Source organism: Reinekea marinisedimentorum, from assembly GCF_004341165.1.
In the GTDB taxonomy this organism is placed as follows: domain Bacteria; phylum Pseudomonadota; class Gammaproteobacteria; order Pseudomonadales; family Natronospirillaceae; genus Reinekea; species Reinekea marinisedimentorum.
On sequence record NZ_SLZR01000014.1, the window covers coordinates 19,258 to 41,795 of the forward strand.

At 51.4% G+C, this 22,538-nt stretch carries 26 protein-coding genes; 10 read left to right on the forward strand and 16 right to left on the reverse strand.

From position 1 onward, the window contains the following. Window positions 1-393: 393 nt before the first annotated feature. A complete protein-coding gene (locus BCF53_RS14455; protein WP_132702607.1) occupies window positions 394-1,899 on the forward strand; it encodes an alanine/glycine:cation symporter family protein in 1,506 nt (501 codons plus the stop codon). 229 nt (window positions 1,900-2,128) lie between these two features. On the opposite strand, the gene BCF53_RS14465 is transcribed toward BCF53_RS14455, so the two are convergent. From BCF53_RS14465 to BCF53_RS14480, 4 genes are all read right to left on the reverse strand, one after another. Then, on the reverse strand, window positions 2,129-2,410 hold the full coding sequence (locus BCF53_RS14465; protein ID WP_132702609.1) for a hypothetical protein: 282 nt from the start codon (window positions 2,408-2,410) through the stop codon (window positions 2,129-2,131). 28 nt (window positions 2,411-2,438) lie between these two features. Next, window positions 2,439-3,989 (reverse strand): type 2 periplasmic-binding domain-containing protein, encoded by a 1,551-nt coding sequence (locus tag BCF53_RS14470; protein ID WP_132702611.1) that lies wholly within the window; start codon window positions 3,987-3,989, stop codon window positions 2,439-2,441. Window positions 3,990-4,039: 50 nt separating this feature from the next. After that, entirely contained in the window at window positions 4,040-5,317 is a 1,278-nt protein-coding gene (locus BCF53_RS14475) for an ABC transporter substrate-binding protein (RefSeq protein WP_132702613.1), read from the reverse strand. Between the two features lie 186 nt (window positions 5,318-5,503). Next, a complete protein-coding gene (locus BCF53_RS14480; RefSeq protein WP_132702615.1) occupies window positions 5,504-6,097 on the reverse strand; it encodes a LysE family translocator in 594 nt (197 codons plus the stop codon). 103 nt (window positions 6,098-6,200) lie between these two features. Here BCF53_RS14480 and BCF53_RS14485 point away from each other — a divergent pair, with 103 nt between their 5' ends. Further along, a complete protein-coding gene (locus BCF53_RS14485) occupies window positions 6,201-6,650 on the forward strand; it encodes an Lrp/AsnC family transcriptional regulator (protein ID WP_132702617.1) in 450 nt (149 codons plus the stop codon). Here BCF53_RS14485 and BCF53_RS14490 read toward each other — a convergent pair. Continuing rightward, window positions 6,647-7,219: a PadR family transcriptional regulator gene (locus BCF53_RS14490; RefSeq protein WP_132702619.1), complete on the reverse strand. Its 573-nt coding sequence runs from the start codon at window positions 7,217-7,219 to the stop codon at window positions 6,647-6,649. The two genes, BCF53_RS14485 and BCF53_RS14490, sit on opposite strands and share 4 nt — an antisense overlap. A gap of 420 nt (window positions 7,220-7,639) precedes the next feature. Between BCF53_RS14490 and nifU the strand changes: the two genes are divergently transcribed. The 5 genes from nifU to BCF53_RS14515 are packed head-to-tail and all read left to right on the forward strand — an operon-like array spanning window position 7,640 to window position 11,663. After that, window positions 7,640-8,563, forward strand: a complete 924-nt coding sequence (nifU, locus tag BCF53_RS14495) for a Fe-S cluster assembly protein NifU (RefSeq protein WP_132702621.1) — start codon at window positions 7,640-7,642, stop codon at window positions 8,561-8,563. Further along, window positions 8,560-9,765, forward strand: coding sequence for a cysteine desulfurase NifS (gene nifS / locus BCF53_RS14500; protein ID WP_132702623.1), 1,206 nt, complete (start codon window positions 8,560-8,562; stop codon window positions 9,763-9,765). Before nifU ends, nifS begins: the two co-directional genes overlap by 4 nt. Before the next feature lie 16 nt (window positions 9,766-9,781). Next, window positions 9,782-10,930, forward strand: a complete 1,149-nt coding sequence (gene nifV / locus BCF53_RS14505; protein ID WP_132702624.1) for a homocitrate synthase — start codon at window positions 9,782-9,784, stop codon at window positions 10,928-10,930. Then, a complete protein-coding gene (locus BCF53_RS14510) occupies window positions 10,927-11,190 on the forward strand; it encodes a nitrogenase-stabilizing/protective protein NifW (protein ID WP_132702626.1) in 264 nt (87 codons plus the stop codon). The genes nifV and BCF53_RS14510 overlap by 4 nt, the downstream gene beginning before the upstream one ends. After that, window positions 11,190-11,663, forward strand: a complete 474-nt coding sequence (locus BCF53_RS14515) for a nitrogen fixation protein NifZ (protein WP_132702628.1) — start codon at window positions 11,190-11,192, stop codon at window positions 11,661-11,663. The genes BCF53_RS14510 and BCF53_RS14515 overlap by 1 nt, the downstream gene beginning before the upstream one ends. Here the strand turns inward: BCF53_RS14515 and BCF53_RS14520 are convergent. Next, the gene (locus BCF53_RS14520; RefSeq protein WP_132702630.1) at window positions 11,660-12,055 is read right to left on the reverse strand and encodes a nitrous oxide-stimulated promoter family protein; all 396 of its coding nucleotides are present in this window, start codon (window positions 12,053-12,055) and stop codon (window positions 11,660-11,662) included. The genes BCF53_RS14515 and BCF53_RS14520 overlap by 4 nt on opposite strands. Before the next feature lie 92 nt (window positions 12,056-12,147). Between BCF53_RS14520 and nifM the strand changes: the two genes are divergently transcribed. Beyond that, window positions 12,148-13,008, forward strand: coding sequence for a nitrogen fixation protein NifM (gene nifM, locus BCF53_RS14525; RefSeq protein ID WP_165901929.1), 861 nt, complete (start codon window positions 12,148-12,150; stop codon window positions 13,006-13,008). Window positions 13,009-13,081: 73 nt separating this feature from the next. On the opposite strand, the gene BCF53_RS14530 is transcribed toward nifM, so the two are convergent. The 4 genes from BCF53_RS14530 to BCF53_RS14545 all read right to left on the reverse strand — a co-directional run bounded on the left by BCF53_RS14530 (window position 13,082) and on the right by BCF53_RS14545 (window position 17,187). Further along, on the reverse strand, window positions 13,082-14,131 hold the full coding sequence (locus BCF53_RS14530; RefSeq protein ID WP_132702634.1) for an HDOD domain-containing protein: 1,050 nt from the start codon (window positions 14,129-14,131) through the stop codon (window positions 13,082-13,084). An 86-nt stretch (window positions 14,132-14,217) separates the two neighbouring features. After that, window positions 14,218-15,093: a multidrug transporter gene (locus tag BCF53_RS14535; protein WP_132702636.1), complete on the reverse strand. Its 876-nt coding sequence runs from the start codon at window positions 15,091-15,093 to the stop codon at window positions 14,218-14,220. Between the two features lie 73 nt (window positions 15,094-15,166). Then, window positions 15,167-16,006 carry a hypothetical protein gene (locus tag BCF53_RS14540; RefSeq protein WP_132702638.1) on the reverse strand — a complete coding sequence of 280 codons (840 nt, stop codon included), beginning with the start codon at window positions 16,004-16,006 and terminating at the stop codon, window positions 15,167-15,169. 2 nt (window positions 16,007-16,008) lie between these two features. Further along, window positions 16,009-17,187, reverse strand: a complete 1,179-nt coding sequence (locus tag BCF53_RS14545) for an alcohol dehydrogenase family protein (protein WP_132702640.1) — start codon at window positions 17,185-17,187, stop codon at window positions 16,009-16,011. Window positions 17,188-17,381: 194 nt separating this feature from the next. Between BCF53_RS14545 and BCF53_RS14550 the strand changes: the two genes are divergently transcribed. Both BCF53_RS14550 and BCF53_RS14555 read left to right on the forward strand, forming a co-directional pair. Next, on the forward strand, window positions 17,382-17,915 hold the full coding sequence (locus tag BCF53_RS14550) for a DUF6817 domain-containing protein (RefSeq protein WP_132702642.1): 534 nt from the start codon (window positions 17,382-17,384) through the stop codon (window positions 17,913-17,915). 231 nt (window positions 17,916-18,146) lie between these two features. Next, window positions 18,147-18,791 carry a YrbL family protein gene (locus tag BCF53_RS14555; RefSeq protein ID WP_132702644.1) on the forward strand — a complete coding sequence of 215 codons (645 nt, stop codon included), beginning with the start codon at window positions 18,147-18,149 and terminating at the stop codon, window positions 18,789-18,791. A gap of 6 nt (window positions 18,792-18,797) precedes the next feature. Here BCF53_RS14555 and cowN read toward each other — a convergent pair whose 3' ends face one another. The 6 genes from cowN to BCF53_RS14585 all read right to left on the reverse strand — a co-directional run bounded on the left by cowN (window position 18,798) and on the right by BCF53_RS14585 (window position 22,537). After that, window positions 18,798-19,088, reverse strand: a complete 291-nt coding sequence (gene cowN / locus BCF53_RS14560) for a N(2)-fixation sustaining protein CowN (protein ID WP_132702646.1) — start codon at window positions 19,086-19,088, stop codon at window positions 18,798-18,800. A gap of 86 nt (window positions 19,089-19,174) precedes the next feature. Beyond that, window positions 19,175-19,714 (reverse strand): flavodoxin, encoded by a 540-nt coding sequence (locus BCF53_RS14565; RefSeq protein WP_132702648.1) that lies wholly within the window; start codon window positions 19,712-19,714, stop codon window positions 19,175-19,177. Window positions 19,715-19,973: 259 nt separating this feature from the next. Next, a complete protein-coding gene (locus tag BCF53_RS14570) occupies window positions 19,974-20,243 on the reverse strand; it encodes an RnfH family protein (protein ID WP_132702650.1) in 270 nt (89 codons plus the stop codon). Continuing rightward, window positions 20,234-20,914 carry an electron transport complex subunit E gene (locus tag BCF53_RS14575; RefSeq protein ID WP_132702652.1) on the reverse strand — a complete coding sequence of 227 codons (681 nt, stop codon included), beginning with the start codon at window positions 20,912-20,914 and terminating at the stop codon, window positions 20,234-20,236. Before BCF53_RS14575 ends, BCF53_RS14570 begins: the two co-directional genes overlap by 10 nt. After that, a complete protein-coding gene (gene rsxG, locus BCF53_RS14580; RefSeq protein WP_132702654.1) occupies window positions 20,907-21,539 on the reverse strand; it encodes an electron transport complex subunit RsxG in 633 nt (210 codons plus the stop codon). The genes BCF53_RS14575 and rsxG overlap by 8 nt, the downstream gene beginning before the upstream one ends. After that, window positions 21,536-22,537, reverse strand: a complete 1,002-nt coding sequence (locus BCF53_RS14585) for an RnfABCDGE type electron transport complex subunit D (protein WP_132702656.1) — start codon at window positions 22,535-22,537, stop codon at window positions 21,536-21,538. The genes rsxG and BCF53_RS14585 overlap by 4 nt, the downstream gene beginning before the upstream one ends. Window position 22,538: the final 1 nt, after the last annotated feature.

Sequence of the window (22,538 nt, forward strand, 5' to 3'; positions counted from 1 at the left end):
AATCACACAAATACCGGCAGTGATTTTTATCGTGAATCTTCAGGATGACAGATAGAAAACCCTGATTATTGCTCTTTGGCAGTGCACTCTTTGAATTATCCAGGCCATATTAGTGCATTCCTTTCCCATCACCGGCGATATATCGACCGGTACCAAGACAGCTAACATCCGTATTCGTAGTTTTTATGCCACATTTATCCGGTTTTCGCGGCCGGTTTAACGCAGTTCGGCCTTCAGGAAAAATTGCTGATCATTTGGTATGTTTGCTGCTTTGCGCACGACCATCATTAAAAGGCGCGCCGAACCGCTGTGACATGGCGATTCTGTGCCGCCTGACAGGTCTATTCACACAAAATATAACAACAAAAAAGCAATGCTTACGGAGAATCAAAATTGGCAGCAACGATTAATTATTTGAATGGAATCATTTGGAGTCCGGCACTGATCTATCTTTGCCTGGGCGCGGGTTTGTATTTTTCTATCCGCACCCGCTTTATGCAGGTTCGTGGGTTCAAGGAAATGCTGAACCTGATGTTCAAAGGTGAGAAATCACCCGAGGGGGTTACTTCTTTTCAGGCGCTGGCGATGTCGCTTTCCGGCCGCGTAGGTACCGGTAACATTGCCGGTGTTGCGACAGCCATTGCCATCGGTGGGCCGGGTGCGGTGTTCTGGATGTGGGTCGTTGCCTTCCTGGGCGCATCAACCGCCTATATTGAATCAACTCTGGGCCAGATCTACAAAGAAGTGGACGACAACGGCCTGTATCGCGGTGGCCCGGCCTACTTTATTGAAAAGGCCATGGGTCAAAAATGGTATGCGTGGATATTCGCCGTGGCGACCATTGTTGCCACCGGTCTTTTCCTGCCAGGTGTTCAGGCGAACTCCATTGCGGCCGGTGTTGAAACCGCCTGGGGCGTTACGCCAATGATCACGGCCACCATCATTATTGTTGGCCTGGCGTTCATTATCTTCGGTGGCGTAAAACGCATTGCGGCTTTTGCTCAGGTTGTCGTCCCGTTTATGGCCATGGCCTACATCATTATCGCGGTGGCCATTGTTGCCATGAATGCCAGCGAAATCCCGGCTATGATCGCTCTCATCGTCAAGAGTGCGCTGGGCTTCAATGCAGGCTTTGGTGCAATGGTGGGCATGGCGATCCAATGGGGTGTTAAGCGCGGCATTTACTCCAATGAAGCCGGTCAGGGTACCGGCCCTCACGCTGCGGCAGCGGCAGAGGTATCGCACCCGGCCAAGCAGGGTTATGTGCAGGCCTTTTCAGTTTATATCGATACCCTTTTCGTTTGCTCCGCCACTGCGTTCATGCTGCTGGCAACCGGCAGCTACAACGTACAGGGTGCCGACGGTACTATGCTGGTCAATAACCTGCCCGGTATTGCAGAAGGCCCCGCGTTTACACAGCATGCGGTCGAATCTGTACTGCCCGGTTTTGGCTCCAGCTTCGTTGCGCTGGCACTGATCTTCTTCTCGTTCACCACCATGATGGCTTACTACTACATGGCGGATTCAAATATTGCTTACATCAACCGCAAAGTGCATCGCCCGTGGTTGAGCCTTGCATTGAAAATCGCATTCCTGGGTGCGGTCGGCTTTGGTACCGTGAAAAGCGCCGGCTTTGCATGGGCGATGGGTGATGTTGGCGTTGGCCTGATGGCCTGGCTGAATATTGTCGCTATCATTATTCTGCAGAAACCGGCACTGAAGTGTTTAAAAGACTATGAAGCACAAAAGAAATCCGGCAAGAAAAGCCCTATTTTCGATCCGGATGCACTCGGAATTAAAAACGCCGAACTCTGGAAAGACATTAAAAAGCGTCAGGAAAGCACCAGCCAGGAAGAAGAGCCCTTACCAAGCTCTCTGGCAGCGAGAGGCAGCGCTTAATTAAAGCAGGAAACCTGTGAACCACTAAAGCCCAGACTGATGACAAAGTTGCCGCAGCTTTCGAGCCGGTGAAAAGGTATCGCTTAAATGGACGTCGAAAACATGGATGTTTTCGTCGAGCGTATCAGGACGATACTTGCAGCGGTCCATTTAAGCGATACCTTTTCGGCGGCGTGGTTTATCGACAACCTAAGCCGGCTTTTGCCGGCTTTTTCCTTCACGACTTTAGCTAGTCCCAGTTTACCTCCAACGGTTTGCTGATCTTTGCGTCTTCCTTGCCGGCACAGCGCTCAAGATCACCCAACATCAGGTAACGGTTGCCACCAAATTTCTCGAAAAGTTCGTCGCCTTCCTCCGCAAACTGCGCAGGCGGAAATGCAAGCAACACATCATTCTTTGAAATGCCGGCACGCTTCATCAATTCCTTACCATCTTCTTCGCTGATGACCTGAGGATTTGCCGGTGTGCCGTGTGACCAACCGAAATGTCGGTTATAAACAAAATATTTCATAAGTACCTTTTCTTAAAACTATGCCAGCCTATTTGTACTGGCGGTTATAACTGGCTTGCAGTGCCTTCTGGACTTTATAAAACCCCATTTGCTCCAGAGTTTCCATATAGATTTTCCAGTCTTTATCGACGTCACTCAAACCCATAATCCAATCCTGCTGCATGTCCAGCATATAAGAAAGAATATCCGGCCAGTATCGGTCATAAGTTTGCTGTTCCGATTCGTTCAGGACAAAGCCCGGGAACTGATCGAGAATATAGCCACCGTCGATGTACATCTGCACGCCTTTCATCGCGATATCATTGGTCCACTGACGCTCGTAGCTGTAGTCCTGATAAAAGCCTATCGGTATTTGCGCGCCAACATCCCACATTTGTGAGTTCACCGCGCTCTTAGAATTTAATACCTTTTCGGTAAAGACAGCCTGCCCGGCAACCTTGTTCCAGGTTTGGCCTTCTACACCGAAATTGGAAATATTGCGGCCCTTCTCAGAGAAAATAAAATCCATGTACTTAATCGTTTCAATGGGGTGCTTGTTGTCGACAGTAATGGCCCAGCCATCCGGCTTAACCGGTGAGCGACCATGCTCTTCAATGCGTTTCCCGGAGATGCTTTCCGGTGGTGCGATGGGTACCAAGTTAAAGCCCGGAATGTTATCGGCCAGCGAGACATTAAATGCCGAGGTAGACGAAAACCAGTCGTGAATAACGCCACCACGATCGTTGCCGAGTAAAATCTCACGGGATTTATTACCACGGGTAAACAGCTCGCGATCGATCAGCCTTTCTTTATACCACTGGGCAATCTGGCGAATACCGTTGCGATACTCTGGCTCTGCATAGCCGTAGTGAACGACGTCATCTTCAATATAAAACTGGTGGGCGGTATCGCTGCCGGTTGAACGGCCGTCCCACAGCACCAGCAGACGCAGCACCTCTTCCCAGTGCCGGAAAAACATCGGCACCTCATCTTTAATACCGTTGCCATTCGGGTCTCTATCCCGAAAGGCGATCAGCACCTCATGCAGTTGCTCTACAGTTTGAGGCTGTGCCAGGCCCAGCTTATCGAGCCAATCCTGGCGGATAAAATAGCCTTTGCCGGCCTGACCATCAGGCACATAGGGAATGTAATAGAGGTTTCCGTCTGATGCGGTAATGGCATTTTTTATGACCGGATGAGCGTCGAAAAAGGCCTGCAGGTTGGGTGCGTGATCTTCAATTAATTTGTTCAGCGCAACCAAACGCCCCTGCCGGCCCAATTCCATGAACCGACTGGCTACGCCGGCGCCACCGATAATGTCGGGCAAGGTTTCATGGGTCAGCAGCTCTTCCAGCAAATCAGCGCTGTTGGTGCCGACCTTTTCCGCAACCCCTTTCAGCTTAATGCCGGTGAGGCGCTGGTACTCTCTGGCCACGGGCCAGTTTTCATCCCAGGCGTATTTGTTACTGAAGTGCATATGGATATCCAGCTCCAGCGGTGTACTGACAATGCGGTAATCGGCATCGGTCGCGGCCTGTACAGGTAATAGGACGGATGCGGCAGTAAAGAAAAACAGCAATAGGTGATCAATAAATCTCATAATGAATCTCTTTTATTCTTTTTATTTTATTCCTGATCAAAACCAGTCCACTAAATAATGGTGTACTGAGCCTTTTTCAGGGATTTCAACAGGTGCTTCTGGAATTCGTCGCCGGATAATTTACGTTCTTCTGAAAAAATATCGGCGATGACCTGCAGGTAAGCCTCAGTAACAAACGGCGAAGCTGACATGCCGTTGGCCAGGCTGGGTAACACCAGGTTGTTGCGCTCTGCTGACTTGAACACATTTGCAGCCTGCACAGAGCACTGGCTGTAGTGTTCCAGGCTGACGTCCATTCTCGGCGGAATAGAACCCTTCACCTGGTTCATTTCACGCTGAACCTGCTCACTCACCAGCAAACCGATGAACTGCTCCTGCAGGTTCTGGGTAGTGGCCTCCGGCTGGTTGAACACCGCAACGCTGTCGACACTGTAAACAAACGCGTTCTCGGTCCCCGGCATAGCAAAGCACTGATAGTTTTTACCCGGCTTGTAGCCAACAATGGATAGCTCACCGCTGATCCAGTCACCCCCCATCAGGAAGCCCACCTGATCGTTGTAGAACTGCTCGGCAGGCTTATACCAGCGACTGTTGCTGACATTAATGCTGGCCAACGAAAGCAATTGCTGAAGGCGGTCATAGGCAACAACAAAAGCCGGGTCTTTAAAGGCTCTGATGTTGTTGTCTACAAAGGCCTGGCGGTAAAGATCGGCACCACCAACCGACAGCAAAATAGACTCATAGATAGTCGCCAGCTGCCAGGGCTCGTCGCCAACCGCTAAAGGGCGAATGCCTCTTTGCTTTAACGTTCTCATGGCACTGATTAACTCATCCCAGTTTTGTGGCTGAGTAATGCCGTGCCGTTGCAGCAGTTTTTCGTTGGAAAAAACCAGGTTTGTGCGGTGCAGGCTGACAGGAATGGCGTAGGGCTTACCGTTCACCTCCATCTGTTGACGGACAATGGGGTAAAACTGATTCAGCTCATTCCGGTAGTTCTGGTAAGCGGATAAATCCTTCAAAAAGCCCAGCCGGGCCCATCGGGCAATGCCCGCCCCTTTCACAAAAGCAGCATCCGGTGCCTCTCCGTGCAGTGCCGCATCGGTGAGCTTTTCACGGGTGGATTCACCGCCGGCACCGGTCAGAAAGGTGCCGGAAATATCGTGACCGGACTCCAGCACATTCACTCGCATCACCGAATAAGCACTGGTCTCTGAGATAGACGACCAATAATGCATCAGGTTTAGAGTGGTGGCGTTTCCAGGAACATGTAACAACAAAAATAACGAGCAGCAGGCAACACGCCTGTGCATGGCGGATGGTAATTTCATGAGCAACTCCAAACTAATTGTTTTTATTTTTATGCCTGGTACCGCTTACAAACCCGGGTACCGGTTTTGCCGGTGCACCTAAGGTGTCATTCCGGCAAGGACGCGGTATTTTACATTGCTCATACAATATTACGATAATCCAAATATATCTTTACAATCGTCAGAACTGATCAGGATAGATCGAACTCAAGCAAGCATCATCGGGTACAGACTGACCACTAACAGTGACGCCATGCCCAGGTTAAACAGTCGTAATCTGCCCGGCTTTGCCAGCCAGCCGGTAAGGGATTGCCCCATCAGCACCCATACACCGCAAGAGGGTACGTTCACCATACAAAATATCAACGCCACCAAAACTATTGTGTGCAGGTTTTGGCCCGGTGCATACAGACTGATCGCCGTCAGAGCCATGCTCCAGCTTTTCGGATTAACCCATTGGAACAGCGCCGCCTGCACAAAGCTCATCGGTTGCTTTGCCTTTTGCGCTTCCAGGGCATTGCTGCTGCGGGCAATCTTAAAGGCCAGATAAAGCAGGTAAAGCACACAGCCCGCCTGCAAAACCTGCAGACCGGCCGGGATGCTCTGCAGCAGGCTCATCACACCGACGCCCACCAGCAGCATCATGAACGCAAAGCCCAGGCCTACCCCGAGCAGATGCGGCAATGAACTGCGCACGCCAAAATTGGCGCCCGAGGTCATCAGCATGATGTTATTCGGGCCGGGTGTAATCGAGGAAACAAACGCATAGAGCGCCAATGCAATGAGAATTTCGGTGGTCATGTTGTGCTCCTTTGCCATAGATTTTATGGTCAAAAGAATAAAAGACTTCACTGGCATCAGGATTGCGTTTATTGTTCTTAAAACATTTATTTTGCAATAAACAATGAAAATAGACCGAATCAACGAACATATATTGCAGGTTCTGAAAAAGGACGGAAAAATCACCAATACGGTACTGGCGGAAAAGGTTGGGCTTTCCCCCTCTGCCTGCCTGAGAAGGGTGCAGGAACTGGAAAACCAGGGCGTTATCAGCGGCTATCGGGCGGTGATTAATTCACAGAAGCTGGGTAAGGGCTTTATCGCCTATGCGGAGATAGGTATCAGCCCTCACACGAAGGTGGCTCAGACTCAGTTTGAAGAGGCGATAACGCTGGCGGCAGAGGTTGTTGAATGCCACAACGTCACCGGAACTTTTGAATACCTGCTGAGAATTGAAACGAACGACATGGCCGGCTACAAACAATTTCACAGCGAAGTGCTCGGCAATATACCGTCAGTGTCGGCAATCTCCACACTGGTTGTCATGGATTCACCGAAGGACGACCGGCGCTAACCGTTTATATCGAATATGCTGTTGAGCTGATCTGCAGTTTCAGGGTTCTCAAGAATCTCCAGAACGGCCTTCATGTACTTAAGCTCTACCCGAATATGCTCCAGCGACATATTGCTGAGTATCGGCGAAAGGCTGTTCAGCAAAGGGTTTTCCGCCTTCTTTTTGCGGATAATACTCTTCTGGTTTTTAACTTCCTGCTGCAGATCTTCAATATGTTGCCGCACAAACGCCTGCGCCATGTCATTCGGCAATACATGCAAAAACGCCAAGCCCAGTGTGCGCGGGTCGTCATTGAAACCGCTGATAAAGTCTCTGACTTCCTGTTGCAGTAATTCCCGCCCCGCATCCGTCATTTCGAATTCGTTGCGAACCGGCCGATTGCCAACCTGCTGTTCGGTGCCATAAATGTAGCCGTGCTTTTCCAGCCAGCCTAAACGGTTATACAACGAACTCACGCTGATGTTGGCCCAGCGGTTCATCTCCGTTGCCTCAACAAAAGTTTTTATGTCGTAGCCATGCTGTGGTTTATTTTCGAGCAACCCCAGAATTATTAAATCGTATCTATTCATGTTTCTCTCACTTTGCGTACTTCAGGCAAAATTAACCAACGCGACATTCTAATATTAGCAGTTACGCAACAGAACGTCTTAATTAGTAAATAGCCAAACATCGATTGGTTTAAGTAACAAGCCCTGCCACTGAAATTACAAAGCATTGTTACAAAACCTACATATTGGCTAAGAAATCATTGTCGTATTTACCCCACCGCGGCCGACAAACTCTGCGCAAGCCCTGAAAACATCGGCACTTACTGTTTCTTCCATGCAGCGGCACCGGAATTGCAATATTTGATTCAGCGAAACCAGTTGTGAGCAGCGTATCTCACAAATCCCGGTTCCCTCCGAGGGTGTTGTTCAACCTTTAACTATGGCAACTGGTTTTCGCACCTAATTTTTGCAAGTTAATAGCAAACGGTCTGGAGAACCTCTATGTGGAACTACTCAGAAAAAGTCAAAGATCATTTTTTTGCACCACGCAATGCAAAGGCCGTTGAAGATGCCAACGCAACCGGAGATGTCGGTTCGCTTTCCTGTGGCGACGCATTGCGCCTGACTCTGAAAGTAAATGAAGAAACTGAAATCATTGAAGAAGCCGGTTTCCAGACCTTTGGCTGCGGCAGCGCAATCGCCTCCTCATCTGCATTAACTGAAATGATTATCGGCAAAACGATTTCCGAAGCTCAAAACTTAACCAACCAGCAGATCGCTGATTACCTTGATGGTTTACCACCGGAAAAGATGCACTGCTCGGTGATGGGCATGGAAGCACTGCACGCGGCCATCGCCAACTATCGCGGCGAAGAAGTCGCCGAAGATCATGACGAAGGCGAACTGATTTGCCGCTGCTACGCGATCGACAGCGAGCTGATCAAACGCGTTGTACTGCAGAACAACTTAACATCGCTGGGTGATGTTATCCGCTACACCAAAGCCGGTGGCGCCTGCGGTGCCTGCCACGAAAAAATTGAATGGGCGCTGGAAGACATCCTGAAAGCCGAAGGCAAAACCCTCGGCGGCATTCCGGCAAAATTACCGGTGCCTGAAACCAAGCCGGAAACGGCAACACCAGCACCGGCGGCGGCCAGCACCAAACTCACTACGGTTCAGCGCATTAAGAAGATTGAAGCCGTGCTTGATGAAGTTCGCCCGGGCATTCAGGCCGACGGTGGCGATATTCAACTCAACGATGTTGAAGACGATATGGTCTTCGTATCACTGACCGGAGCCTGCAACGGCTGTGGTCTGGCAGGTGCCACAATTGCCATGGTTGAAGAAAGAATTGCCGACGCCCTGGGTGAAAACATCACCGTTTACCCGGTGGCCGGCAGCAGCGCGATGGGAGGTGCAGCATGAGCGAATTAAAATGTTACCTGGATAACAACGCCACCACACAGATTGATCCGGCCGTTGTTGAAACCATGATGCCCTTTCTGACCGAGCACTATGGTAACCCGTCCTCTATTCACAGCTTTGGCCAACCCGTTGGAAAAGCCTTAGCTAAAGCGCGCGAACAGGTACAAACCTTCATCGGTGCTGAACACAGCAGCGAAATTATCTTTACCTCGTGCGCAACCGAAGCCACGGCAACGGCAATTTTATCGACGGTGGAAAGCTACCCGGAGAAAAAAGAGATCATCACCTCTGTGGTTGAACACCCTGCCACGCTGGAACTGTGCCGTACGCTGGAGCGCAAGGGCTACAAAATCCACTGGATTGGTGTCGACAAGCAAGGTCGGCTGGATATCGATGCCTATAAACAGGCGCTCAGTAAAAATGTCGCCATTATCAGCATCATGTGGGCGAACAACGAAACCGGCACCCTATTCCCGATTCAAAAACTGGCGATGCTGGCTAAACAGGCCGGTATTCCGTTCCATTGCGACGCCGTACAGGTGGCGGGCAAAATGCCGATCAATGTGGAATTTGTCGATGTCGACATGCTTTCCATTTCCGGCCACAAATTCCATGCGCCTAAGGGTGTCGGTGCTTTATATCTGCGCCGTGGCAGCAAGTTCCGCCCCATGATCCGTGGCGGTCACCAGGAGCGCGGCCGTCGTGCCGGCACCGAGAATGTCACCGGCATTATTGCCATGGGCAAAGCCTGCGAGCTGGCCGCTAAATCTATTTTTGAAGATACCGCCCGCATTGAGTTGATGCGCAGCCGCCTGGAACAGGGCCTGCGCGCCCGTATTCCAAACAGCTTTGTTACCGGCGATGTCAAAAACCGCGTGCCAAACACCACCAACGTTGCCTTTGAATTCGTTGAAGGTGAAGCCATTCTGCTGATGCTGAATCAGCACGGCATTGCGGCTTCCAGCGGCTCTGCCTGCACCTCCGGTGCACTGGAGCCCTCGCATGTCATGAAGGCGATGGAAATCCCTTACACCGCTGCGCATGGTGCCATCCGCTTCTCTCTGTCACGCTTTACTACAGAAGATATGATTGACCATGTTCTGGAAAAGCTGCCGCCCATCATCGAGCGACTGCGCCTGATGTCGCCGTACTGGGATGCAGAGAACAACGCAGCAAAAGACTTCATACCCATGTTTGGTTAACAGAGCCGGGCCTGCTATGAACATCACCATTAACGACACAACCCTGCGTGACGGCGAACAAACGCCGGGTGTTGCCTTTACGCGAGATGAAAAGATTGCGATCGCAACCGCCCTTGAGCAAGCCGGAGTTACCGAACTGGAGATCGGTATTCCGGCTATGGGCTCACGCGAACGGGAAACCATCCGCCAGATTTGCCAGTCCCTGAAATCTGCGCAGACCATGGCCTGGTGCCGTATGGCAGGTAACGACATCTTTTTATGCAAAGGCCTCGGTCTGGATTGGGTCGACCTTTCCATTCCGGTTTCCGATCAGCAACGGGTCAGTAAGTTACGCATCAGCGAAAAGCAGCTGTTCAATCGGGTCGAGCGCGGCGTGAAGCTGGCCAGAGAGCTTGGTTTAAAGGTGTGCCTGGGAATGGAAGATGCCTCGCGTGCGCACCCCGATTCACTCAAGCGTGCCGCAGAGATTGCTCAGAAAGCCGGTGCTGAGCGGGTTCGCTTTGCCGATACACTCGGGCTTCTGGATCCGTTTCAGACCTTCGATATCATCCGCGAACTGACCGCGAGCACCGACCTGGGTGTTGAAATGCACGCACACAATGATCTTGGGCTGGCAACGGCCAATACTTTGGCGGCCATTCGTGCCGGTGCAACCTCCTGCAATACCACGGTAAATGGCTTGGGTGAACGTGCCGGCAATGCCGCACTGGAAGAAATCGCCCTGGCCATGAAGGTGCATCAGCACCAGTACACCGTGGAGTGCAATCTGGATTTAAAAGCACTGCAGAACATCGCACTGCTGGTTTCCAAGGCTTCCGGGCGTGCACTGGCGCCACAGAAATGCGCCGTTGGCGACGCCATCTTCACACATGAGTCGGGCCTGCACATTGATGGCCTGCGCAAAGATGAAAAGAACTATCAGGCCTTTGAGCCGGCCCTGCTTGGCCGCACTCATACGCTGGTTCTGGGTAAGCACAGTGGCCTGAAGGCTATCCGGCACTATTACCGCGAGCTGGGCTTTAAACTTTCAGAAGCGCAGGAAAAACGCATTCAGAATTTAATCATCGGCTTTTCCGAAAAGTACAAACGCACGCCAACCGATCAGGAGCTCTACGGTTTTCTACCGGCTTCGGTCATTAACCAGCGGGAGCAGTTTTTAGCATGAATTTAACAGAACAGTTAGAAGAGCTGGATTGCGCAGAAGACTTCTTCGATTTACTGCAGGTCGATTATGAGCCTGCTGTCATCCTCAATAAGCGGGTACCGTTGCTAAGGCTGTTTCACCAGGCATTAGCCGACTTTGAAGCGCCCGAACTGAAAGACTATCAGGCTGCGCTGAGCAAAGCCTACTGCCTGTTGAAGCATGGTGTCCGAGCTGATTTTGCGGCCAGCAAGTGCGCCACCTGTTCTTCGGAGTGTGGCTAATGAATACAGTCGCGAATCAGGTTCCTAAATTTGCATACGGTGACGAGGTTCGGGTTGTTAAGAACATCCGCAATGACGGCACCTACCAGAGCAACATCAAGGGCCGGCTGCTGGCCCGCCGCGGCCGTACTGGCTTTATCCGCCATGCCGGTTATTACCAGCAGGATCAGATCGTCTATCAGGTTCACTTTCTCGACACCAACGAGATTATCGGCTGCCGGGAGGTTGAACTGATCAGTGCTAAAGAGCATTGGGTCAACAATGATTTTGAATACGGCGACAAAGCTGTGCTGACCGTTGCACTGAACCTGGAAGGTCAGCGCATTGCCAGCAAGAACGATACGGTCACTGTTCTGGCGGTCGATCGTGAGAATGACGAAATCTGCTACCGCATTCAGATTGGCGAGCATGATATTGACGTGCCGGCACGGGCATTGACCCTGCCAGCCGACGAAACAGCCGGGCTTGGCTAATGGCTGCCACCCTGCTCGCGGGCGCGACGCCGGTATCGGTTGGAAAGCTTGCGGCCGAACCTTTCCGGCACGGCTTTACGCTCATGCAACAGGTGACGTATCGCCAGAATTGGGTGGCTAAGCAGCATTCTCGGGCCGGCATACAGCATTACCCGGCGCATCTGCTCTTTTGGCTCCGGGCGGTAGCAATGAATCGGACATTTGCGACAAGTGGGTTTGGCTTCGCCATATGGGCAACCATCCAGTTTAGATTCGGCGTACTTAAGCAAATCAGCACACTGTTCGCACAGGGCATCTCCGCCATGATGCTTACGGCAATAAATCGCAACCATGGCAGCTACGGTTTGGAACTCTTTATTCAGTTCGCCTTCAAGGATGTTACTGCTTTTCATGCTCGTTTTATGGAACTCATTAAACCTGCGACAGAATACCAGCGAACATTCTGCAGCGCAGGTAAAACTTTAAGACTTACAGGATGGCAACCATGACAGTAGCCCAGACTTTATCCGAATACTCTGCACTCAAACCCTACCTTCAAATGAAGACCAGCCTGGAGCGTTTTGGCAAGATCGCCTCTGAGCTTGAGTCAGCACAGAAAGAACAGCTGAAAACCTGGGTGAACCAGCAGTTGAAGCTGCATCAAAAGGTATTAACCTCCAAGGAAGCGACTCAGGTCTCTATTACCAGTGCCCAGATCAGCCATGCGATTCAGGAACTGGAATCCCGCTTTGCCAGTAGTGAAGACTTCGAAGTCACCCTGGAAGCCAACGAACTGGACCGCAACAGCATTAGCACCGCTCTGAATTTAGAGCTGCACAGCGAAACAGTGCTGGATTACGTATCGCTCGATTTCCCGCAATTCAGCGAAGAACAGGCGAAGGAATACTACGACAACAACCTGGAAAAATTTGAACAGCCTGAGCGACGCAAAACCAGCCACATCCTCATTACCATCAACGATGAGTTTCCAGAAAACCGTCGAGAAGCCGCTTACCGGCGTATGCAGGAGATCGCGTTGAAAATATCACCGGATACGTTTGGTGAGTTTGCAGAACGCCACTCCGAATGCCCGACAGCAATGAACCGGGGTGAGCTTGGCTTGGTTGAGAAAGACCTGCTGCACAAGGAGCTTGATGAATTTCTGTTCACCATGGGGGAAGGCGGGCTTTCACCTATTCTGGAAACCGAAGCAGGCTACCACATCCTGTATTGTGAACAGATCTTTCCAGCCCATTGCATAGACTTTGAGCAGGCTAAGGATAAGATTATTGAAAAACACAATCAGGTCGCCAAGGCAAAGAAACAGAAGCAGTGGTTATCCACGCTGTTATTGAACGAACAGTAGCCTTGTGCGCCCGGTTGCAACAGCGGCCGGAGAAATCACCGAAGTACACCAATACAGCAGGCGCAATGCCTGCTTAATGAGCAACAACAGGCTCATGCAGGGTATCAAGCTGTTTAAAAATGCTGATCGGTGCATTGGTGGCCTTCATCGCCCGGGCGGCCTGCTCAGCAGAAATAAAATCGTGCTTGAGCAACGCATACAACTCACAGAGAAAATTAGAAGTGAACAGAATTCTGCCCAGGTCCGAGGCTGTAGCGTTCAATTCCTTCTGTTCTTCCATCGCCTGCTGCACATCATCCGGTAACTGCCAGAATTTGGCGATTTCGCAACTTAACCGATTGCCGTGTTCTTCAAACAATTTGATGATGCAATGCACGGGTGGCTGATCAATACCGGTACTTTTCTGATAGTGCTGGGTAAAGACAGTAAGCAGCGTAATTGAGCCGATATCGTGCACCAAGCCGGTTAAGTAGGCCTTGTAGGGTTCAACCGGGTAGGATTCCGACAGCAACTGACAGGACAATGCCGAATCCACACTGTGCGCCCAGATCATGTTACTGAAATGCACCAGGCTAGCGGTATTACGCCGGAGAATCGGTTGCATCAGTGCACGCGACAGCAAGGTTCGCAAGCCATCCTGGCCGAGCATAACGACCGCGTTCTGAAAGCTGCTCACCTTTCTGTTGGTCGGATTGTAATAGGTCGTATTCACCATGTTCAGAATACTGCTCGCCAGCGCGGGGTCTAATTTGATCAGATCAGCGTATTTCTTGGCCGATGAATTCGGGTCGCGCAAGCTTTTAATCAGTTGCGGAATCACGCTGGGTAAGCGCGGTACCGCGCGCGCCAGATCCTCGGGTTTCTGCAATTGGGCGACAGCCTCATCCATTAAGCTGCGGTCAAAATCGCTGATGGTGGCCAAAGAACTGCCGGCTTGTTCAAATGCCAGATCGTAAAACTGCAACCGAACTCGATGCGCCAGGCGCAAGTCGGGGGTTAATTCGTCGGTTGCAGTTACGGGAGTCGTCACCGGGGTTGTTTTCAGTGCCGCCGATTTTCCTTTCGCGGACGCACCGCCCTGCTTGCCTTTATTCCAGCCAAATAGCTTTTTTAGAAATTCCATTCTGTGCGTTCCTGTCAAACAAAATCACAACCGCTACCAGAGTAAGGCTAGCACAGGAAACCCAGCAGAACAGGCGTTTGGCGCGATTAATGCCACATAACCAGAATAGCGGCGATGGCCACTAAAATGAGCGCGGCTATGTCCTTTCGTTTCACCTTTTCTTTAATCCAGAAAAATGAAATCAGCATGGTGAAAAACACCTCAACCTGCCCCAGTGTTTTTACATAAGGCACCGCCTGCAACGACATAGCACTGAACCAGCCAAACGACCCGATGCAGCTGGCAATACTGGTCATCACCACCAGTTTCGGCTTTCTGAACATGGCGATCAGTGTCGCTCGGTCTTTCACCAGCAGGTAGCTCACCAGCATCAAAGTTTGCAGCGAGATAACCAGAAACAGCACCCAGGCCGCGCTGTGCGGAAACGGCAAATGCAGGCTCAGACTGGCTTCACGAATCCACAGGGAGGTCAGTGCAAAGGCGGTACTGCAGGCCAGACCCAGCAAGGCCGTTTTTGCGGAAAGGCTCTTGATGCCCTGCGGCGTGCTCAGAATCAACACCGCCACACCACCAATCAGCACACCCAGCCAACCCAACAGCGTCAGACTGGTACCAAAAAACAGCACACCCAAAAATGCCGAAACCGGCGCTTCGCTTTTCGCCAGGCCAGCACCAATGGCAAAGTTTTTTTGCTTGAACAAAACCACCATCAAGGCCGTTGCAACAATTTGCATGACCGCTGCGCCCACAATGAAAAATGCAGAATGGAAGGTAGCCTTCGGCAGTTCGATCGGTTCAACCAGATAAAGAGTAACAAGATAGAGTAACGCCAGTGGGCTTGCCCATAAGAAACGAGCCAGTGTGACTCCGGTGACGTTCAGGGTTTTGGATAGCCTGCTTTGGAAGGCGTTGCGCCAGCTTTGGCTGAAGGCCGCTAAAAAGGTGAAAAATATCCAGCTCACAGAATACAAATGCCGGTAAAAATGAACGGTGAATGGTAATGCATTCACCGTTCAGGATCATCAACTTCACCCGCTAAACAGCGGCATCTTCCACCAGCGGCACCAAAACGACCGCGATGTAGATAACCCAGACCACCAGCGCAACATGCAGCACATCATTCTCGGAAAACCAGCGGCCTTTCGCCCACAACTTTCCGGTGAGGCCTGCGTTGTAATACCACCAGTACAGACGATCGGTGATAATTAACCCGAACCAAACCCCCAATAGGGCGGCATCCAGCGGCAGGCCATATTGCACCAACCGCCAGCCATTCAGCAGGATAAAAAAGTAGATGAACGGGGTGCAGAATTTCACCATCAGCTCATAGGTGATCAGCTCTTTTACCGGCTTAAAGGCCCCGTACAACACCACAACCGCGTAAACCACTGAAACCAGAATGGCGACAGCGACAGCGATGTTGACGGCCGAAGGCAGGCAGGAATAAACCACCGCCACCAGCATGACATTAATGCTGTACTGCTGGAAGATCAGATAAATCACCTCCCACCAGCTGGTCCACGCGACCTTTTCGCGCCCGGCGCATTTCAACTGATAGCCAAAGGCCTGATAGCTGGTACCGGCGATGAGAGCACCAACACCCCAGAGGATCAGCGACCACCCCCAGTAAAGCCGGGAAAGCGCTTCACCCTGACGGGCCAGGAAATAGACCCCGACTGCCGTTGTCAAAATACCCAGCAGGTAAACCCAGAAGCTTGAGCTTGGCTGAGTAATGACCACCGGCTTGCCAAACAGTTTAACGATGCGGCAAGGCTGAACCGTAAACCAGGTTTCTGCATTCAGCGATTCATCTTCGTGACTAATAGTAGCCAGCCGCCCGAAGACAGAGCGGCTGTTTTGATCTGAGACAGTCATGATCAGTCTTTTAGCTGCTCAATGGCCTGTTGCTGTTCAGGGGTCATTTCCGGCGGCAACAGAACAAATTTTCCGACATGCTTCTTCTCGGTGAATTCCTTCTGAGCATCGACAATCTGCTCAAGCGGAAAGGTTTTTGCCAGCAGAGGCTTAATTTCGCCCCGCTCGATATAGCCCACCAGATTTGGAAACACCGATTCATCCCAGGCAGTACAGCCGATAAAGGTCAAATCTTTAAGGTAAAAGTTACGCATATCCAGCGTAACCATAGGCCCTGCAATAGCGCCGGACGAGGCGTAACGGCCACCACGCTTCATAATCTCAGACATCTGAGTAAAGGCATCACCGGCAACGTTATCGATCACCACGTCGACGCTCTTCTGGCCCAGCACCTCTACCAGATTGGCATTGCGCTCGATGACTTCATCGGCACCCAGCGCTTTAACCTCGGCCATTTTGTCTTTACCGACAATCGCTGTCACCTTAGCGCCCCGGCGTTTGACCAGCTGCACAACCGCCGAGCCAACACCACCGGAAGCACCGGCCACCAGAACATGATCAGAAGCACCCACCTTGCAACGGTGAACCATATTTTCCGCCGTACCATAAGCACAAGGGATAGTACCCAGTTCGGCATCGGTCCAGTCACTTTCAATGGCAAAAGCCTCGGTAGCGGTGATCCGAACAAACTGCGCGAAGGCACCGTCGAAATCAGACGCCATCCAGATGTTTTCCAGCGAGTCCCAGCTTTCACTGCGAATACAGGAGCGAATCAGAATACGCTCGCCAATACGTGCCGGGTCTACACCTTCCCCAACAGCAACAATACGGCCACAGCAATCGGTGCCCTGAATAAACGGGAACGGTGTTTGTTCATTCCAGCCGCCGTCCAGTTCTTCAGCTGCGTCGGTCAGTTCATCATCGCTATCGCTCAGCGCTTCAGTCCCTTTGGTCACCTTGGAAGAATACCAGCCCAGACGGGTATTGATTTCAGTGTTGTTCACACCAGCCGCCAACACCTGCACCAGCACTTCGCCGGCCGCCGGTGATGGAATAGGGACATCGGTATAATTCAGTTGTTCATAGCCACCATTGGCCATGGTGACCACCGCTTTCATGGACGCCTGATTGGCCGCCAATTTAAATCGTTCTTTGTCTCCTAAAAGATTGGTAATACTCATAAATGTTCTACGCTTATTGTATGGTGAAGAAATTTCCGCCTTACGGTACAGTAAGAGTGAGCACCAATCAAAACTAGCTGTTTTGTGGTACTCATCGAGCTGACAAGAACAAAACTAAGCCACAGAACAACCTCATGACTGATCGCATCAATTCAGAATTAACGAGGGTGGCAAGCGAGAGGAACTTATCATCAATGGAAAAGAAAATTACACTCCTGAAAAAACTGGGCGGACAAAATGCTAAAGCCCAAAACGGCTGGCTGATTGACCACCTGATTGCAACCTACGAACTGCTTCAACAATGGGGCGCTGAAGAAACCCTTTGTGACGCTGGCCTGTTCCACGCCGCTTACGGCACCTTCGGTTACAACGAGAAGCTGATCGATGTCAGTCGCCGAGAAGAACTGGCGGCGCTGATCGGCAAAGACGTCGAAGCCATCGTATACACCTATTGTGCCTGTGACCGGGACAAGACCTATCCAAACCTGAAAAACCGTGTCGTGTTGTTTACCGACCGTTTTAATAGCCAGACTCAATATCTGACCGACAAACAACTGCGTAACTTCTGTGAACTGACCGTTGCCAATGAGCTGGAGTTAGTGTCCTCTAACGACAACTTCCGCCGGCAATGGGGCCATGATTTATACGAACTGTTTGAGAAGATGAGCCCTTATATCAGTGATGGCGCTAAAGCCGCTTATCGCGAAGTACTGCAGGAAGTCGCTTAAACCCGACCGTTAGCCGTAAAAAAACCTCCCCGCCCAATTTGTTCTTAGCCCGCTGATAAGCGGGCTTTTACTTTCTGAGGCTGTTGGCCTTCATGGCCGCCGGCTTCAGAAAATACACAGCCACAGGTAACTTTTTGTCATTAAACAATAACAATTTTATGCCGTGCACCTATAATTAGCCGCCTGTTTACTCTGCCCGCTAACTTTTTTCATTGCCCCGGTTATTACAAAATGCACCATACTTTTCTGCAACTGCAGCCGCACAAACCCATCGCGGTTGGCAAAACACGATACATCTATGAGTTTCCCGGCAAACCGGAGCTGTTGGTTAAGGTACACCGCCCGGTGTCTGCACCGGCAGGCGCGTCCCGCTTCAAACAGTGGTTCGCCAGCGCGGAAGACCGCTTCATCTACAAGACCGGTTATCTGCGTGAGCTGAACATCTACCTCGATTCACGCTATGGAAAACAGGACCCGATGGTTCAGCACATTGCACCTATCGGTGGCTTTGTTGATACCGATATGGGTATTGGCCTGGTGGTTTCAGCAGTGCGCGATAAAGACGGCAACCTGGCACCGACACTCAACGAGCTGATCAAGCAGAAGCGCATGAACCCGGCCCGTATTGAAAAGGTGAAGACGGTACTTGAGAAGATTGACCAAAGTGATCTGGTATTGGGTGATCTGAACGCCGGTAACCTGGTACTGGAGCAAACAGAAGACGGCAACGAAGATTTCTATCTGATAGACGGCCTGGGAGAGCGCACCTTCATTCCCATCCAGTCATTCTCGAATTGGGTACGTAAAAAACGTAAGCATGATTTTGTCATCAAAATGCTTAACCGACTGAAAAAACTGGAACAGACCGTTCACTGACACGGGTCAGCAACACTCCTGCTCCAGCTGATAAAGCAAATCCTGAGCAGCTTCATCGTCACATTCATCAAAATACTCATACAGCGGGTTAATCTGATTTCCGATCAGGTTCAGGTTATCCCGGCCCATCTGCTTTTGTTCGGCGCGTTTTTTACTGAAATAGACACGCCACTGCTCGCTACCCGAGCCGGCTTCCAGATGGCCGTCGAGCATAGCAATCAACTTATCTGCATTCTTATCGCATTCGATATCGCAGAAGGAGATGTAGCGGTCTTTGGTAGAATTTTGTACTTCCATGGATTCGTCTAACTATAGTGGTTCAGTTTAAACCCGGATTAACAGCCAAAGCCTGCGCATCCCGGCAGGCTCAACACACGGATGAATCAGGCAAGACCCATTTCATCTTTGATTTTGGCAATCCACTCTGTGATACGGGCAGCGTGCATATCTGACTGGTTGTCGTTATCCAGCACCAGGCCGCAGAACTCGCCGTCTTCCTCTGCTGCTGAAGCATCGAAGGTGTAGCCGTCTGTAGACCACTGACCAACGGTTTCTGCACCGGCATCGGTCACTGCTTCACACAGCTCACCCAGACCGTCAACAAACTCACCGGCGTAGTTGACCTGATCACCCAGACCATACAAAGCAACTTTCTTACCGCTTAAATCCATATCTTCAAAGTTAGGCAGGAATTCTTCCCAGCTTTCTTCCTGGCAGTCTGCGCTCATGCCTGGTAGCTCACCACTGCCATAGGTTGGTGTACCCAGAATCAGGAAGTCGTAACCGGCCAGAGTATCTGCATCTGCACGGTTAATATTCAGTGGTTTATCGGCCAGCGCTTCACCTAACTCTTTGTACATCATCTTTGCGATTTTGCGCGTGGTGCCAGTATCTGTACCAAAAAAAATGCCTACTTTACTCATATTCGTTTTTCCTTTGTGAGCACATACAAATTGTCGTTTTTGTTCAACGATTAACTGACTTTTGCAAACTTTCAGCCAATCCATAGCGGGCCCTGAGCCCGCATTTTTATTGAATCCCGGCGCTCCTACCTTTTTATGACGCGCCAAATTGTCAGGTTTACGACAAAACAATCAGACAGAGTGTTTGTTCGCTACAAACAAAAAAGCAGCAACAGGTGACCCTGCTACTGCTTTCAAAATATTGAACACCTGAGACTATTCAGTCGTCATCTTCATCGTCGTCATCTTCATCATCCGGCGTCCAGGTGATTGGCCGGTAAATCTCCACGCGGTCACCCTCAGCGAGTAGCGTTTCCAGATTCACCATACGGCCAAAAATGCCGACCTTCTGTTTTTCCAGGTTGATATCGGCGTTTAAATCTAGCAGACCACTCTGGTGAATAGCAGCCATCACGGTTGTACCCTCCGCAATATCAACATCCAGCCACCACTGCTGCTCGGGTAATGCATAGGCCACACTTACGCGCATTGCTCACCTCCGGTTGTGGTTTGTTTTTCAGCCCTGCGTTTGGCCACCGCCTGAATCTTCTTCTGTGCTGCCAGAATAAAGCTCAAAACCATAAAACCACCGGGCGGCAGAATCAGTATCAGGAAGCCGCGGTAGTCGGGTATAACCGTGACCTCAAGGAATTCAAAGTGAGGCCCCAACAGCAGGCTGGCATTGGCAAACAGGGTACCGCTGCCGAGAATTTCCCGGATCGCCCCCATTCCGGTCAGAACCACGGTAAAACCCAGGCCCATCGCCAAACCATCGGCCATAGCCGGCACCAGGCTGTTGCGGCTGGCAAAGGATTCTACCCGGCCAAGAATGGCGCAGTTGGTCACGATCAGCGGAATAAACAGACCCAGCACTTTGTGCAGATCGTGCAGATAGGCATTGAGCAGTAAATCGGTAACCGTCACCAGTGTGGCGATCAGCAGGATGTTCACCGGTATGCGAATCGCGCGGGTAACGGTATTTTTCATCAGAGAGGCAATCAGGTTGGCAAACACCATAACAAACAGCGTTGCCAAGCCCAGACCCAGGCCATTGGTTGCGTTCGATGTCACCGCCAGCAGCGGGCACAGCGCCAGGCTCTGGCCAAGCACAACGTTGTTGCGCCACAAGCCATCTGCAAATATCGACTTGTACTCACTCATAAAGACTTACCTCTTTTGAAATCTCCGGAATCAGCTTCTGCTGCATGGCCTGAAGCGTTTTATGCACCTGGCCAACCACCGCACGCGGCGTAATGGTAGCGCCGGTAAACTGATCAAACTCACCGCCATCCTTCTTCACTGCCCATTGCGGCTGCGAAAGCGAGCTGAGCGATTGGCTTTCAAAGGCATCGACCCAGGTTGATTTGGAGCGCTCAATCTTATCGCCCAGACCCGGTGTTTCACTGTGAGACAGCACCCGCACCGCCAGAATATTCTGCTCGGCATCGATCCCCACCAGCATATTGATATCACCGGCATAACCCTGTGCCGTGCTCTGAATGGCATAGCCGGTAATCAGGTTCTCGGCATTCAGCCCGACAAACACGCGGAACGCCTGACCGTCAAACTCCCAGCTGCGCTCAGTAGCGAGCAGGTCGTTCTGGTACAACGCCGGCGGCAGTACCTGGTTCAGGCCGGCCATTTTGTCTTCATAGGTGCGCAGAGCAATGGCATCGCTGCTCAGGCTGCTGACCAGCAGCAGAATTCCGGCTGCGGCAGCAGCGACAACACCCAACAAACCACCCTGATAGGCAATGGTTTCTTTATCCATCGTCAACACGCTCATGCTTTGCCCTCCTTAAAGAATGTCGGCTTGGCGCCAAAGACGGCCGGTCTCAGGTAGTGATCAATAATCGGTGTCGTGGCGTTCATAATCAGCACGGCAAAGGCGGCACCTTCAGGGTAATTGCCAAAGGTTCGGATCAGGTAAATCAGCACCCCACAGCCAACGCCATAGACCCACTGGCCTTTGCTGCTGGCCGGTGAGGTCACCATATCGGTGGCAATAAAGAACGCAGCTAAAAAGGCCGCACCGCTGAACAGGTGGGTACCCGCCGAAAGGAAATGCTCCGGGCTGACCAGGTGTAAAACAAAGGCCGGAACCGCAAGACCCAGAAGTAAGGCTGTTGGAATGACAGCGTTAATAACCTTGCGCCAGAGTAGAAAAACACCGCCCAGCAGGATGAGCAGAGAGCTGGTCTCGCCCATACTACCGGCGTGCTGGCCGCTCATCAGTGCCAGTGGTGATAATGCCGATGCATCGTGTGACAGCGGGGTTGCGGCGGTCATGGCATCAACACCCAGCCAATAGCTGTTGAGCACAATGCCGTGCTCACCCAGAGCAATCGGGGTGACCGCGTGCCAGTCAGTCAGCTCGACCGGGAAACAGATCAGCAGCATCACCCGCGCCAGCATAGCCGGGTTGAACAGGTTGTTACCCAGGCCACCGTAGGCGTGCTTGCCAATCGCGATAGCAAAGGCTGAACCCAGCACCACCACCCACCAGGGGGTTGCCGGCGGTAAACTCATGGCCAGCAACCAGCCGGTCAGCAATGCCGAGCCATCCATTACGCTGGCGCGATTGGCACCACGCCAGTACAGCATCAACCACTCGGTGATCAGAGCAGAAGCACAGGCGGTCAGCAGCACCATCAGCGCCGACAGACCGAACAGATAAATACCAAACAGGGTTGCTGGTACCAGTGCCAGCACCACCTGATACATGATCAGCGAGCTGGAATCTCCGCCGTGGGTGTGTGGGCCGGATACAATTTCATACTTCATT